At 51.9% G+C, this 14583-nt stretch carries 17 protein-coding genes and 1 pseudogene; 10 read left to right on the forward strand and 8 right to left on the reverse strand.

Annotation, left to right across the window (positions count from 1 at the left end; genetic code table 11):
* The first annotated feature begins 2 nt into the window (after positions 1-2).
* The 5 genes from EL143_RS02780 to EL143_RS02800 all read left to right on the forward strand — a co-directional run bounded on the left by EL143_RS02780 (position 3) and on the right by EL143_RS02800 (position 4274).
* Positions 3-677 (forward strand): TIGR02117 family protein, encoded by a 675-nt coding sequence (locus EL143_RS02780; protein WP_085417187.1) that lies wholly within the window; start codon positions 3-5, stop codon positions 675-677.
* A gap of 306 nt (positions 678-983) precedes the next feature.
* Positions 984-2366 carry a Na+/H+ antiporter family protein gene (locus EL143_RS02785; protein WP_085417186.1) on the forward strand — a complete coding sequence of 461 codons (1383 nt, stop codon included), beginning with the start codon at positions 984-986 and terminating at the stop codon, positions 2364-2366.
* Positions 2366-2590 (forward strand): SlyX family protein, encoded by a 225-nt coding sequence (locus EL143_RS02790; protein WP_085417185.1) that lies wholly within the window; start codon positions 2366-2368, stop codon positions 2588-2590. Before EL143_RS02785 ends, EL143_RS02790 begins: the two co-directional genes overlap by 1 nt.
* A 241-nt stretch (positions 2591-2831) precedes the next feature.
* Positions 2832-3209, forward strand: coding sequence for a hypothetical protein (locus EL143_RS02795; RefSeq protein WP_085417184.1), 378 nt, complete (start codon positions 2832-2834; stop codon positions 3207-3209).
* A gap of 219 nt (positions 3210-3428) precedes the next feature.
* Positions 3429-4274: a class I SAM-dependent methyltransferase gene (locus tag EL143_RS02800; protein ID WP_085417183.1), complete on the forward strand. Its 846-nt coding sequence runs from the start codon at positions 3429-3431 to the stop codon at positions 4272-4274.
* 344 nt (positions 4275-4618) lie between these two features.
* Here EL143_RS02800 and EL143_RS02805 read toward each other — a convergent pair whose 3' ends face one another.
* Entirely contained in the window at positions 4619-5491 is an 873-nt protein-coding gene (locus EL143_RS02805; RefSeq protein WP_085417182.1) for a pirin family protein, read from the reverse strand.
* 75 nt (positions 5492-5566) lie between these two features.
* Entirely contained in the window at positions 5567-5806 is a 240-nt protein-coding gene (locus tag EL143_RS02810; RefSeq protein WP_085417181.1) for a DUF896 domain-containing protein, read from the reverse strand.
* A gap of 197 nt (positions 5807-6003) precedes the next feature.
* On the opposite strand from EL143_RS02810, the gene EL143_RS02815 reads away from it, so the two are divergent.
* Positions 6004-6375 carry a winged helix-turn-helix transcriptional regulator gene (locus EL143_RS02815; RefSeq protein WP_085417180.1) on the forward strand — a complete coding sequence of 124 codons (372 nt, stop codon included), beginning with the start codon at positions 6004-6006 and terminating at the stop codon, positions 6373-6375.
* A gap of 278 nt (positions 6376-6653) precedes the next feature.
* A complete protein-coding gene (truC, locus tag EL143_RS02820; protein ID WP_085417179.1) occupies positions 6654-7370 on the forward strand; it encodes a tRNA pseudouridine(65) synthase TruC in 717 nt (238 codons plus the stop codon).
* A 323-nt stretch (positions 7371-7693) separates the two neighbouring features.
* On the opposite strand, the gene EL143_RS02825 is transcribed toward truC, so the two are convergent.
* Together EL143_RS02825 and EL143_RS02830 are read right to left on the reverse strand one after the other, a co-directional pair.
* The gene (locus EL143_RS02825; RefSeq protein WP_232001330.1) at positions 7694-8104 is read right to left on the reverse strand and encodes a hypothetical protein; all 411 of its coding nucleotides are present in this window, start codon (positions 8102-8104) and stop codon (positions 7694-7696) included.
* A 299-nt stretch (positions 8105-8403) separates the two neighbouring features.
* Positions 8404-9396, reverse strand: a pseudogene (locus EL143_RS02830) (IS5 family transposase); the annotation flags it as partial.
* Between the two features lie 148 nt (positions 9397-9544).
* Between EL143_RS02830 and prfB the strand changes: the two are divergent.
* From prfB to EL143_RS02845, 3 genes are all read left to right on the forward strand, one after another.
* Positions 9545-10648, forward strand: a complete 1104-nt coding sequence (gene prfB / locus EL143_RS02835; RefSeq protein WP_085417544.1) for a peptide chain release factor 2 — start codon at positions 9545-9547, stop codon at positions 10646-10648.
* A gap of 68 nt (positions 10649-10716) precedes the next feature.
* A complete protein-coding gene (locus EL143_RS02840) occupies positions 10717-11136 on the forward strand; it encodes an NfeD family protein (RefSeq protein WP_085417543.1) in 420 nt (139 codons plus the stop codon).
* A 31-nt stretch (positions 11137-11167) separates the two neighbouring features.
* On the forward strand, positions 11168-12118 hold the full coding sequence (locus EL143_RS02845; RefSeq protein WP_040667286.1) for an SPFH domain-containing protein: 951 nt from the start codon (positions 11168-11170) through the stop codon (positions 12116-12118).
* A gap of 226 nt (positions 12119-12344) precedes the next feature.
* On the opposite strand, the gene yecR is transcribed toward EL143_RS02845, so the two are convergent.
* The 4 genes from yecR to cyaY all read right to left on the reverse strand — a co-directional run bounded on the left by yecR (position 12345) and on the right by cyaY (position 14574).
* The gene (gene yecR / locus EL143_RS02855; protein ID WP_085417542.1) at positions 12345-12722 is read right to left on the reverse strand and encodes a YecR family lipoprotein; all 378 of its coding nucleotides are present in this window, start codon (positions 12720-12722) and stop codon (positions 12345-12347) included.
* A 249-nt stretch (positions 12723-12971) separates the two neighbouring features.
* On the reverse strand, positions 12972-13163 hold the full coding sequence (locus tag EL143_RS02860; protein WP_126326526.1) for a hypothetical protein: 192 nt from the start codon (positions 13161-13163) through the stop codon (positions 12972-12974).
* A gap of 142 nt (positions 13164-13305) precedes the next feature.
* Positions 13306-14172 (reverse strand): ribosome small subunit-dependent GTPase A, encoded by an 867-nt coding sequence (gene rsgA, locus EL143_RS02865; protein WP_085417541.1) that lies wholly within the window; start codon positions 14170-14172, stop codon positions 13306-13308.
* Positions 14173-14244: 72 nt separating this feature from the next.
* A complete protein-coding gene (gene cyaY / locus EL143_RS02870) occupies positions 14245-14574 on the reverse strand; it encodes an iron donor protein CyaY (protein ID WP_085417545.1) in 330 nt (109 codons plus the stop codon).
* Between the last annotated feature and the right edge of the window lie 9 nt (positions 14575-14583).

Consider the following 14583-nt stretch of genomic DNA (forward strand, 5'->3'; position numbering starts at 1 on the left):
GCATGTTACGAAAAATGCTCCGACTGCTGCTCAAAGGCTTGTTTACCCTTTTGTTTCTTGCCGGTGTTTACTTTGCCTCGGCATGGGTACTCGGACGCATCCCTGTGAACAGCGGGCGAGCGGAACAAGGCGACATCACCATTTTTCTGATTTCCAACGGCGTACACACCGATATTGCCATGCCGCTTACCAATGCGGAATTCGACTGGCGATCGGTTATCTCCCCGGCCGACACAGACAATCCGCGCCTAGCGGCCGATTATGTGGCGCTCGGCTGGGGCGACCGCACTTTTTATCTCGATACACCCGGCTGGTCGGATTTAACCGCTACGACTGCATTCAAAGCGCTCACCGGCCTGAGCCGCACCGCCGTGCACGCCACGTTTTCCCCTAAACCGCAGGCCGGCAGCCGCAGCATCCCGATCCGGGTTCTGCCTGCCGAATACCTGAAACTCGTCAACAGCATCCTGCCTCAATTCCAATACAGAAACGGCCGCGCCATCGCCATTGCAGGCAGGGGATACAGCAGCAATGATGTTTTTTACGAAGCACAGGGCAGATATAGCCTTTTTGTTACCTGCAACACTTGGGCCAATACGCATTTGAAAAACAGCGGCTTGAAAAGCGTGGTTTGGACACCTTTTTCAGGCGCCGTCATGGATGTTTACCGCAAATAAACGAATGCCTGTCTGAAAACGGTCTTAATGGCAGATAAGCGGTTTGACCGCAGCCCCGCAAAAACCCGCATTGCTTTTTTTCAGACAGGCATTGGCTCCTAATCTTCTTGCAAACCATTATTTCCCGACATTCGCAACAAATCTGCTGGCTTGTAAAATCCTGTTAGGTTATGATTTGGGCTTTGTTAAAACCGGCTTTCAGACAGGCATTTAGCGTTTCCTTCCCAAGCAGGCCGGCAAACGCCCACACGCCTCAAAGCGGTTTTAACTGTAAAACCTTATCAAAAGCATTGGAGAAACTGAACAATGAATGCAGTAGTGATTGCCGTGGTTATCATGCTGGCTTTATCCCTCGCCCGGGTGCACGTGGTGCTCAGCCTGGTGGTGGGTGCGTTTGTCGGCGGCCTGGTGGCGGGCTTGCCGCTTGCCGATGTGAGCAACGCCGCAGGGGAAGTGGCCACCAAAGGCGTGATGACCCATTTTCAAGACGGCTTGGCGGGCGGCGCCAAAATCGCGCTTTCCTATGCCATGCTCGGGGCGTTTGCCATGGCGATAACCCATTCCGGCCTGCCGCAGCAGCTGGCGGGCGTGGTGGTTCGCAAGCTCGACGGCGGCAGGCAGCCCGACCATATTTCTGCGGCCGCAGGCTCGGTGAAATGGCTTATCCTGTTGGCCATTTTGGTTATGGGCATTCTCAGTCAAAACGTCGTGCCCATCCACATTGCCTTTATTCCGATGATTATTCCGCCGCTTTTATTGGTGTTTAACCGGCTGCAAGTCGACCGCCGCTTGGTTGCCTGCGTGATCACTTTCGGCCTGGTAACCACTTATATGTTCCTGCCTTACGGCTTCGGCGCCATTTTCTTAAACAAAATCCTGCTGGCCAATATCGAATCCTCCGGCCTGAGCGTACAGGGCATCAATGTGATGCACGCCATGGCGATTCCGGCGATCGGAATGCTGTGCGGCCTGATTCTTGCGTTTTTCCACTACCGCAAGCCGCGTGTTTATGAAAACAAGCAGGTCGATATCGAAAGCAACGAGGCCGCCGCGCGCCAGCCTAAAGCTTCGGGCTACCGCAGCCTGGTGGCGGCTTTGGCCATTTTGGTGTGTTTCGCCATCCAGTTAATTTACGACGATGCGCTGCTTTTGGGCGCAATGGTGGGCTTTGCCGTGTTTATGGCGCTGGGCGTGGTGCGCCGTGATGAAGCCAATGATGTGTTCGGCGCAGGTATCAAAATGATGGCAATGATCGGCTTTATCATGATTGCCGCACAAGGTTTCGCTGCGGTGATGAAAGCCACCGGCGACATCCAGCCGCTGGTGGACACCAGCGCAGCCATGTTCTCCGGCAACAAAGCCATGGCCGCTTTGGCTATGTTGATGGTGGGCCTGCTGATTACCATGGGCATAGGCTCTTCTTTCTCCACCCTGCCGATTATCACTGCCATTTATGTGCCTTTGTGCCTGAGCCTCGGCTTTTCGCCTTTGGCCACCATTGCCATTATCGGCACGGCAGGGGCGCTCGGCGACGCAGGTTCGCCCGCTTCCGACTCGACGCTCGGCCCCACCATGGGCTTGAACGCCGACGGCCAGCACGACCACATGCGCGATTCCGTTATCCCGACTTTCCTGCACTACAACCTGCCCCTGATGGCGGCGGGCTGGGCAGCCGCAATGGTGTTGTGATGGATAGCAAAACCGATTGGGAAAGCCGCATTACCGAGCTGGAAATCCGGCAGGCTTTGCAGGAAGATTTGCTGCAAAGCCTGAGCGACACCATTGCGCGCTTGCAGCAAACGCTGGATTTGCAGCAGGCTCAGCTGCGCCTGCTCTACAACCGCCTGCAAGACAAAGGGCAGGATGATGATGCGCCTTACAGCCTGTCTGAAAACATTCCGCCGCATTATTGAATACACTGCATTCTGCGCACACCAAAAAGTTCACAAGCGCAGCCGCAAAAAAGCGTAATGAAAAGTGAATATGACCGGCAGCAGGTAAAAAGATGTTCAAGCTGTTGTCATACACAACCAGCCTCTACTATTATCTTGCCGCAACGCAAAAGGAAGCCTGTCAGGCTTCCTTTTTTATCGGGTGAATCCGACATAATCTATATACCGTTTCCATAACAGCAAGCGTCAAAAGGATAGTTTTATGAAATACCCAACCCAAGCCGCTACGCTTACCGGCATCCTGGCCCTGTTTTCCAACAGCGCGTTTGCCGCCACCCCGATTCCACACGAAATTTACAGCCCGGCCGATGCCGTTGTTGTGCGGACGGAGCTGCCCGGCAGCGGGGAATTTGGTGTGAAATTCCGCCTCAACAGCCGCCACACTAGCGTGAAAAATCTGGCGCAGGAAGTGCGCAGGCACGCCAAAAGCCAAGGCTTTAAAGAAATACGCGCGTTGGTGCAACACAACGATGCCGACTTGAAATTCAAGCGTAAAGACCAAGAGCTGGATATTTCGATTGAAGAAAAACAGCACGGCGTTATCGAATACAAAGCCGACTTGGATCTCGACAAAGCCTAATTGCGGCAAGCACTCCCGTCATACCCCGGCTTGCCCGGGTATCTTGAATGGATTGTTTTCAAACTGATGCCAATGCCTGTCTGAAAAGCCGATGCGTTTTCAGACAGGCATTGCTGTAAGCGCGTAATTTATATCCAATTGATTCACAAAAGTTAAAACACTTGGCATAGCGTCCGAATCGGCCTATCATTTAAGAACTATTCTTATTTAGGCCGATTTATGAACAACCGTATCCAACCCCGCTCCGTAAGCGCCCTTTCCGAAACCATGTTGATTCCGCTATGGGCCAAAGCCACCGAAACCCTACGCGCCGACGGTATTCTGCACGATGCCGAAGCGGTGCGGATGATGGGTTTGATCGACTATGATTTTGACAATTTTGCCAAAGCCCGTACTTCCCAAGCGGGCTGTTGCGGGCGCGCGCTGTTGATCGACAACATCACCCGCAACTTTATTGCGGAACACCCGCAAGCCGTGGTCGTTCAATTGGGTGCGGGCTTGGATGCGCGCTTCGAGCGCTTGGGTAGGCCTGCCGTTGCGGCGTGGTACGATTTGGACTTACCCGAAGTGATAGATTTGCGCCGCCGCCTGCTGCCCGAATCCGGCAACCATTACATCGGCGCCTCGCTGTTTGACAAAGGGTGGACGGAAACCGTGGCGGCGCATAACCGGCCGGTGCTGCTGATTTTGGAAGGCGTGTTGATGTATTTTGAAGAGCGTGAAGTACAGGCGTTTTTCGAGATGGTTGCACGCAAGCTGCCGGGCGCCGAAGCGGCATTGGACGCTTTGCCGAAAATGCTGGCCGGCCGCGCCAAACAGCATGATGCCTTGAAGAAAATCAACACCAAGCCGCCCGAGTTCAAATGGGGCATAGGCCAAGCTTCCGAGCTGGAGCGCTGGCCGGGCGGAATCAAGCTGCTGTCACAGACAGGGCTGAGCAGCGTGTGCAGAAAGCGCTATCCCTGGCTGCTGCGCCTGCTCTATCTCAGCGCTTGGGGGCGGCAAAATCTGGATATGCCGGTTCTCCATCTGCGCATAAACGGGTTTCAGACAGGCATTCATTGAGTTGGCATCGGATGGCTTGATGCGGAGCATTGCCGAAGCCGCACGCTATAGTCAATCAACACATTTTTAATACAAGGCAGCAAGCCGCAGACAGTACAGATAGTACGGGACTGATTTTGTTGTTGCTTCAGCAGCTTACAAAATCTTTGAGCTAAGGCGCAGCAACGCCGTAGTAAAAGTTAAGTTGATTGACTATACTGCTGTCTGAACGCTTTCAGACAGTCATAGCAAACCCGCTTGGTACAGCACACTATACATCCGCCCTGTTCGGGCTTGACAAAACCATGATAAAAAGCGGGTAAGCACCGCTTGGAACTTACCCGCCCTGCTTTTAGCCAAACCGCTTAATTGATGCGTCCGAAACGCCCGCTGTTAAAATCTTGAACGGCTTGACGGATTTCTTCCGCCGTATTCATCACAAACGGGCCGTAGCCGACCACCGGCTCTTGAATCGGCACACCTGAAAGCAGCAGGATTTTCACATCTTCGTCATCGGCTCGGATGCGCACCCCGCCGCTGCCGTTTTCAAAACCCACCAACTGCCCTGCTCCGGCCCGGTCTGTGCCGTTGAACAGCGCCTTGCCGCGCAACACCACCATAGACAGGCTGTGGGTTTCCGGCACACGGATTACCGCTTCGCTACCGGCGTTCACCACCACATCCCACACGTTCATTTCGGTGAAGGTTTCCGCCGCGCCCCGCACACCTTCATGCCCGCCCGCAATCAGGCGCAGATAGCCGGCATTGTCGGGCAACTGCACAACCGGAATATTTTCTTTGGCAAGGTGTTGGTAGCGGGCCGGAGTGTTTTTATGTTTGGCAGGCAGGTTCACCCACAACTGCACCATTTCAAACAAACCGCCTTTTTCGCTGAAAGCTTCGGAATGAAATTCTTCATGGATAATCCCGGCGCCGGCAGTCATCCATTGCACGTCGCCTTCTTTGATAACCCCGCCGCCGCCTGCCGAATCGCGGTGCGCCACTTCGCCGTGGTAGGCGATGGTTACGGTTTCAAAACCTTTGTGCGGATGCTGGCCCACCCCGCGTTTGCCGCTGCGGTGGTTGGGCGCAAATTCATGGGGCGCGGCGTAATCCAGCATCAAAAAGGGATCGGTGCCGCGGTCTTTGCCCATGTGGGAAAACAAAGGCTGAACCAGAAAACCGTCGCCCACCCAATGTTGGCTGTCGGCGCGGTAGATTTGGCGTACTTTACGCATGATGTGTCCTTTCTCAAACACCTCAATATTCGATGGCTCCGTTTACCCGCCCTTTTCAGACAGGCATGTTAAGTTTTATTGCCCTTCAACCTGCATACCGGCGGCCTGCGCCCGACGCAGCTTGGCCGGAGTGACATCATTGCCTTCCGCATCGATAACCGTAACGGTTGACAGCATATTGGTTAACTGTCCGCATACTTTGCCGATATACGCTTGGCGCAAAGCCGCGCGTTCCGCCAGCTCCGCCGCGTTCAAACCTTCGGTTTTGGCTTTGCGGGCAAGCTCGTTGATGCGGTCTAATTCCATGATGCGCATGGTTTGCTCCTTTCAGGAATACCTGTTTGAACCACTTCAAACAGAATGATGATTGTTCAATAATCCGCCCAACCTGCAAATTTTACTGGGCTTTTTGCTGTATTAGGCGTATTATAATCCGTACAAACAAATTAACAAGTACGCACATTTTTTATACTTAAAACCAGCCTAATCCACCCGATAAAAAGGAAACCGACATGCCGGCCGACCAAGACCCCATATCCCAATACGACCTTTCCGCCGACTGCTGCCCCGTACGCACCACACTGGATATTATCGGCGGCAAATGGAAAGTGCTGATACTCTACCATTTGGATGCCGAAACCCACCGCTTCAACGGGCTGCAACGCCTGCTTCCCGGCATTACCCAACGCATGCTTACCCTGCAACTGCGCGAGTTGGAATCAGACGGCATCGTCCACAGGGAAGTCTACCCGCAAGTACCGCCCAAAGTGGAATACTCCCTAACCGAATTCGGCCGCACCCTGATGCCCGTGATCCAAGCCATGCACCACTGGGGCAAAACCTACGCCCGGGAATGCGAAAAACACAAACACACACCCGTGTAAAGCAAGCGACCACACACAACAATGCCTGTCTGAAACCCATTCCGCTTACCCATTGAAGCCAGGTTTTCAGACAGGCATTGCCATACACAAGCCCCGTTCCGCCACTCCATCCGATTATTCGTTGTGCATTCCCCACAACCACACCGGAATCACACCAGAAAGCTGGCTATTTATCCTCCATCCGTTTAGAATACGAACTGCAACTTTTCATATACTTCTACTCCAAACGAAGTGCTTTCACAACCCTTGTTTCTCAAGGGTATTTTTTTCCTTCCGATATGCTCGACATCCTCTACCGCGACGAAACCTGCATCGCCGTAAACAAACCCGCCGGAATACTGGTACACCGCAGCCCCATTTCCCCCCAAGAAACCCGCTTCGTGCTGCAAACCCTGCGCAACCAAATCGGGCAACACGTTTACCCCGTCCACCGTCTCGACCGCCCCACCTCCGGCGCGCTCCTGCTCGCCCTCAACCCACACACCGCCCGCCAGCTTACTGAGCAGTTCGAGCACCAACACATCCGAAAAACCTATTGGGCCGTAGTACGCGGCCACCTGCACGGCAGCGGCACCATCAACCACCCACTCAAAGAAGAGTACGACGCCTACGGCGCACCGCACATCCACCCCGAAAAAGCCGCCCAAAGCGCCATAACCGATTGGCAAAGCCTCGCCGTGGCCGAACTGCCTTTTCAATCCGCCGCCCGCTACCCCACATCACGCTACTCATGGCTCGTCCTCACGCCGCACACCGGACGCCGCCACCAACTGCGCCGCCACATGAAACACATCTTCCACCCCATTATCGGCGACACCACCCACGGCGACGGCCGCCAAAACCGCGCCGTTGCCGCATTCTGCGGCACCAACCGCCTGATGCTGCACGCCCGCAGCCTCAGTTTTACCCACCCCCACACCCAACAAACCATTACCCTCGAAGCAGAAGCGGACAACAACTGGCGGAACCTGTTCACAGCATTCGGTTGGGATTAAAATTCGAAGCCGTTCTGTGGATTGCCCACACCGTAAGTTCACGGCACGTTCCACCCAAAACCTTTGGCAACTGGAACAGCATTTACCAACAGTACCGCCGCTTTCAAGAATATATTAAAAATTACTCGTAGCACTTAGTAGTTATCTTAAATATTTTTGTTGAAAGCTCCATTCATCAATTGAATTACAATCTTGAACCGTCTCAAGCCAAAATTTCAATCCTTGTAAATTATTAGCTATTGCAGGCACTCTTATGCGGACTTCTATAATTTTAAATAAAGCAATCCTGTCTTTTTCATCATAAAAAATGTCGTAATTTGCTACTATATATGGCTTATATTCGCTATAGCTGTAATTAACAATTCATTATTATATCTATATGATGCTTTATATTTTCTATCTTCAAACACCAATACCCTGCCATCTTCTATTGGTTCCTGGACGGTTTCCAAATCCTGCCGTTCTTGCTCGCTGATTTTTGCCCAATATTCTTCAGGTGTAACATAAACGGTAAAACCTGAATTTTTACACCACGCCTGTGCAGTCTGCCGAAGCGTCCAATATTCCGTAGCCCAACTAACCATCCAGCCGCCCATCAGCAGCATAAACCCGGCAAACCGGCCTATCCGTCTTCCCAAACCCAGCTTCGAAGTAAGCTTTCCGCATAAATAAGCGGCCAAAACCGTCAGACCAAGCCAGACTAATAAACCAAACAATACAGCCAATGCCAACATGGATATTCATATTCCCGAATGCAAATATATTAATTCATAATAATTAAACAGAGTATTAATGCAATTAAAAATATAACATACAACACAACAACATTCTTACAAAGCAATTACAAATATTGCACTAGATTTAATCAAATTAAATATTTTTAATATAAATAAATTATCATGGATGATTTGTTTATAAACCACCGGTTTTATTAATTTAAAACCAAAATTTTATCTGTCGTAGTTTTTAGACAGACAGAAAACTCTGACAATATTATTAGACCTTTGCAAAATAACCTCTTGAACCCAATAGTCGCACGCAGCCTGTTGGCTGCTTTCAACAGATTCAAACACATCGCCTTCAGATGGCTTTGCGCACTCACTTTGCTCAGACCAAAATAGGCTGCCCGGGCATGGCGGAATTTACGGTGCAGAGTACCAAAGCTTTGTTCGACCACATATCGGGTTTTCGATAAATGTCGGTTACGTTTGATTTGCGCTTCCGTCAGCGGCCGGTTGCGGTGGGATTTGCACATGATGCCGTCCCGCAGCTGATGTTCTTCCAGATGTTGCCGGTTTTCCATACTGTCGTAGCCTTTATCGGCATAGACAGTCGTGCCTTTGGCTAGGCCTTCCAACAAAGGCAGCAGGTGTTTGCACTCATGGGCATTGGCGGCAGTGATGTGCAGTTTCTCAATGTAGCCTTCCGCATCGGTACGGGTATGTTGTTTGTAGCCCAGCCTGTATCGCCCGTCTTTCTTCACCCAACGGGCATCGCTGTCTTTACTCGGTGTGGTTTGGCTACTTACTTGTCCTTCGTCATCCACTTCTATGGCCTGACGTTGTTTGCCGCCGGCCGTCTGAATAATGGTGGCGTCAACGATGGCGGCGGATGCTTTCTCTACTTTTAAACCCTTGTCAGTCAGTTGGCGGTTAATCAGATCCAGTAATTCGGCCAAGGTGTTGTCTTGCGCCAGCCAGTTGCGGTAGCGGCATAAGGTGCTGTGATCGGGGATGCTCAGTTCGTCAAAACGGCAAAACAGATGGAAATCGATGCGGGTAATAAGGCTGTGTTCGAGTTCGGGATCGGAAAGGCTGTGCCATTGGCCGAGTAGAACGGCTTTGAACATGGATAGCAGGGGATAGGCGGGACGACCGCGGTGGTCTCGAAGGTAGCGGGTTCTTTGATGGTTGAGGTAATGTTCGATCGGTTGCCAATCAATCACCTGCTCGAGTTTCAACAGGGGGAAGCGGTCGATGTGTTTGGCAATCATGGTTTGTGCGGTTTGCTGAAAGAAGGTGCTCATGAGAAATCCCCTAAATGTCTTGGTGGGGAATTTAGGAGATTTGGGGGAATTTTGCAAAGGTCTCAGGCATTCCCTTTACCCGCCGCACAGACAAAGCCCTTGAAATCCAGTACAATACGCGCCTGAATTTTTTAACGAAAAGAACATCATGGAAGCCGAAATCATCAACCAGCTCAACAACACCTTAGACGATCTCGAACAGCGCAGCGCCGATATCCGCGTTTACCTGGATTACCAAGGCAAAAAAGACCGCCTGGAGGAAGTGATCGGCCTTTCCGAAGACCCCGATTTATGGAACGACCCGAAAAAAGCGCAGGAAATCGGTAAAGAACGCAAAATCCTCGAAGGCATCGTGCTCACGCTGGATTCCATCGGCAGCGGCATCGAAGACAACCGCATGCTGATTGACATGGCGGTGGAAGAAAACGACGAAGCCGGTTTTGCCGCCGTACAGGAAGACGTGGCCGCGCTGGAAACCCAAATGGCCGAGCTTGAATTCAAGCGCATGTTTAACCAGCCGGCAGATGCCAACAACTGCTTTATCGACATCACCGCCGGCGCAGGCGGCACCGAAGCGGAAGACTGGGCGGGCATGCTTTTGCGCATGTACAGCCGCTACGGCGAGCGCAAAGGCTTCAAGCTGGAAATTTTGGAAGAGGACGAAGGCGAAATTGCCGGCATCAACCGCGCCACCATCAAACTCGAAGGCGAATATGCCTACGGTCTGCTGCGCACCGAAACCGGCATCCACCGCCTCGTACGCTATTCGCCTTTTGATTCCAACAACAAGCGCCACACCTCGTTTGCCTCCGTATTCGTGTATCCCGAAGTGGACGACAGCATCGAAATCGAAATCAACCCGGCCGATTTGCGCATCGACACCTACCGCGCATCCGGCGCGGGCGGCCAGCACATCAACAAAACCGATTCCGCCGTGCGCATCACCCACGAGCCGACCGGCATCGTGGTGCAATGCCAAAACGACCGTTCGCAACACGCCAACAAAGCCGCCGCAATGGATATGCTGAAATCCAAATTGTTCGAGCTGGAAATGCGCAAACGCAACGAAGAAAAGCAATCGCTGGAAGAGAGCAAGTCCGACGTGGGCTGGGGCCACCAAATCCGCTCTTATGTATTTGATTCCTCGCGCATCAAAGACTTGCGCACCGGTCACGAAGTGGGCAACATCAAAGCCGTGATGGACGGCGATTTGGACGGCTTTATCGAGGCCAGTCTGAAACAAGGCGTGTAACGGGATCCTGCAGAAAATTGAAACTCAAACCAAACATGCCTGTCTGAAAAACTGTGGAGGAAATGCTCATGGTTTATTGGTTTATCGCCGCTGCATTGGTGCTGATTCTCGAATTGTTTATCGGCACGATTTACCTGATGGTAGTAAGTGCCGCCCTGTTCGGCGCAGGCATCGCGGTTTGGCTGTTTGGCAACCTGACTGCCGGCATCATCACCGCCGCCGTGCTGTCTGCCGTGGGAATTTGGTGGACGCACGGCTGGATTGCCCGCCACCGCCGCTCCGCCCATGAAGAAACCGCCCGCAACGATTTGGACATCGGGCAAAGCGTTCAAATCATGCGCCACTTGGGCGGCGGGCTGTACGAAGTGCATTACCGCGGCACCGTCTGGCAGGCGCAGGCGGAAAACGTGGCCGGCTCATCCGCCGCACCGCATTCTGCCGTGATTACCGGCAAAAACGGCAACCTCCTGATTATCCATCTGCACTAAAAAAGGAGCCCTTATGGACTTTGATTTCTTCATCGGTTTCCCCATTCTGCTGCTTATCGCCGTGATCGTATTCGGCTTCAAAGCATTTACCGTGGTGCCGCAACAGGAAGCTTATGTGGTGGAACGTTTGGGCCGCTTTCACAAAGTGTTGAACCCCGGCCTCAGCATCCTGATTCCCTTTATCGACCGTGTGGCCTACAAGCACACGCTGAAAGAAATCCCGCTGGATGTGCCGAGCCAAGTCTGCATCACGCGCGACAACACCCAGCTCACCGTCGACGGCATCATCTACTTCCAAGTAACCGATCCGAAACTCGCCTCATACGGCTCCAGCAACTACATCATGGCCATCACCCAGCTTGCCCAAACCACGCTGCGCTCGGTTATCGGCCGAATGGAATTAGACCGAACCTTTGAAGAACGCGACGAAATCAACAGCATCGTCGTGGCCGCGCTGGACGAAGCCGCCGTATCGTGGGGTGTGAAAGTGCTGCGTTACGAAATCAAAGACTTGGTGCCGCCGCAAGAAATCTTGCGCTCGATGCAGGCGCAAATCACCGCAGAACGCGAAAAACGCGCCCGTATCGCCGAATCGGAAGGCCGCAAAATCGAACAAATCAACCTCGCCAGCGGCCAGCGCGAAGCGGAAATCCAGCAGTCCGAAGGCGAAATGCAGGCCGCCATCAACGAATCGAACGGCGACAAAATCGCCCGCATCAACCGCGCACAAGGCGAAGCCGAAGCCTTGCGCTTGGTGGCCGAAGCCAATGCCGACGCCATCCGCAAAATCGCCGATGCCCTGCAAACTCCGGGCGGCAATGAAGCCGTGAACCTGAAAGTGGCCGAGCAATATGTAGAAGCCTTCGGCAAACTGGCCAAAGAAAACAACACGCTGATTATGCCCGCCAACGTGGCCGACATAGCCGGCTTGGTTTCCACCGGCCTGAAAATTGTGGAAGGTAATAAAACGGTTGCCAAATAAAGCCTTATAGTCAATCAAATTAATTTTTAATACAAGGCAGCAAGCCGCAGACAGTACAGATAGTACGGGACTGATTTTGTTGCTGCTTTAGCAGCTTACAAAATCGTTCTCTTTGAGCTAAGGCGCAGCAACGCCGTAGTAAAAGTTAAGTTGATTGACTATATTGCAAACAGCAATGCCTGTCTGAAACCTTTTTCAGACAGGCATTTTGCTTCACGGCAACCGTTTATTGTTTCTTGCTTTTCTGCTTCATTGTTTTCTTAACCGTTTCTGATTTAGCCTGCTTCGGATATTCGCCGCACAAATATTCATAAGTGGTACGCGTTACCGAGCAGGTGCCGATCATGCCGCCTTTGCGCACGCATTCGCTGCGCGAGCCTTGCACACGGGCGGCTTTCTGAAAACCGAGCTGGCGGCAGCGCTTATCCGCCATCAGCTGCGGACTGACCTTTCCTGCCCTGGCATTCTGAAATTCGGCATGGTCGTAAGAAAGATAAACAATGCCTTTTTTGGCATCGCCGCCGCGGTATTGCCATTGTACAACCGGCTTGCCGGTAGTACAGGCGGCGAGCAGGGGCAGGATAAGCAGAAAGCTGGGCTTCATGTTTGGAAATATGACAGGGTAATTAGTTTTAGATTTAAGGATTGTAGCAAGTTTTTTCCCGCCGTCGAGCCTTTCAGACAGGCTTTTCAGTAACAACTTTAATATTTTGCTCTATTTATATCTAAAAACCGCAGTTCCATTATCTCCACAAACTAAATATGAAGCATCCAAGTCAATAAACGTTATTCCCGCAGAATAAATTAAAGCCCATCTGAGTGTTCAGACAGGCTTTTTATTTAGAAAACCAATTTATCTGCAAGTATCCGTATGGACACAAGCGTTTCTCAACGCATCAAGAAATTTCGATATAGTATCCCAAATATCGCTAAAAAAATATGCTTGAGGTAATGTATTGAATGAGTCAGATAAAAGTGAAATAGGGGCTGCCGCTACAATTGAAGCCGTACATAAAACCATCATACCCAATAAAACTCGTTTCATTATTTGCTCCTTATTAATTAAGATGAAATACTATCATGAGTATTTATTTGGAATAAACAGCCCAATAAAAGTTCATTTTATAAAAAACAAAAGCAATGCTTTTTTAATTAATCATCAACTAAAATTTTCAGTCAGGCTTTATTCAACGGCTCAATTCATCAGTAATCCGCTGTAAAAACGCCAACCGTTCAGGGCGGATTTCGCCGCTTTCTGCCGCAGCTTTTACCGCACAGCCCGGCTCTTGGCGGTGGGTGCAGTTATGAAAACGGCATTGTCCGACCAGATGGCGCATATCGGGAAAATAATGCAGCAAATCGGGCGCATTGAGATGGAACAAGCCGAATTCCTGCAGGCCGGGGGAATCAATCAGCTTACTTTCTTCATCCAAATCATAAAGTCGGGCGTGGGTGGTGGTGTGCCTGCCTGAATCGAGTGCGGTGGAAATATCACCGGTGCGGGCAATGTCCCGCCCCAGAAGCGCATTGGTAAGCGTGGACTTGCCCATACCGGATTGGCCGAGAAAAATCGAGGTTTGCCCTTGCAGCGCCGGTTTTAAGGATTCGGCGTTTTCCAGCGCGCTCACTTCGTAAACCGGATAACCCAGCATTTCATAAAAACGCAGTTTTTCGCGCCAGGCGGCGGTTTCTGGCAAATCGGCTTTGTTCAACACAATAAAAGGCTCAATGCCACCGGCTTCTGCCGCCAACAAGGCGCGTTGCAGCAGCATTTCATTGGGCGAAGGCACGGCGGCCAACACGATAAACAGGCGGCTCACATTGGCGGCTATCAGCTTGGTTTTCCAGGCGTCTTTGCGGTAAAGCAGGCTTTGGCGCGGCAGGTAGTCTTCTATTACCACCTGCTCGGCATTCTGCGGAATGATGCGCACAAAATCGCCGCAGGCGAAATCTACGCGCTTTTTGCGGGTGGTGGCGTCGTAAACGGAACCGTCGCCGGTGCGCACGGTGTAGCGGCGGCCGTAGCTGGCGGTGATTTGGGCGGTGTCGGTCATAAAGTGTTTTGGGCAACCATAGGTAAACAAAATGCCTGTCTGAAAAAGTTTCAGACAGGCATGGCTGTATTGTCAGCCTGAAAAAGGCGGAATCTCGGCTGTTTCGCCGGCAGCGGCGCTCAAGGCTTGATTTAACACGGCAAAAAATTCGCTGCCGTCGCGCGTGGCAAGCCAGGCGCCGTTTTGGTGTGAAAAATGATAGCCGCCGCTTTTGGCCGCTATCCATAATTCCTGATTGGGCGTGTGGCGGTTCACAATAATCTGCGTGCCGTCGTCTGCCTCAATGGTGAGCACATTGCCGGCCAGGCGGCAGTCGAAATCCAAACCCGCTTCGTCGATTTTGTCTTCGATATGGGCAAACAGGCGGTCGGAATGCTGCAAAAATTCGCTTTCGGTCATCATTGTTTTGTG

Origin of the sequence: Neisseria canis, from assembly GCF_900636765.1 — a bacterium.
GTDB classification, from domain to species: domain Bacteria; phylum Pseudomonadota; class Gammaproteobacteria; order Burkholderiales; family Neisseriaceae; genus Neisseria; species Neisseria canis.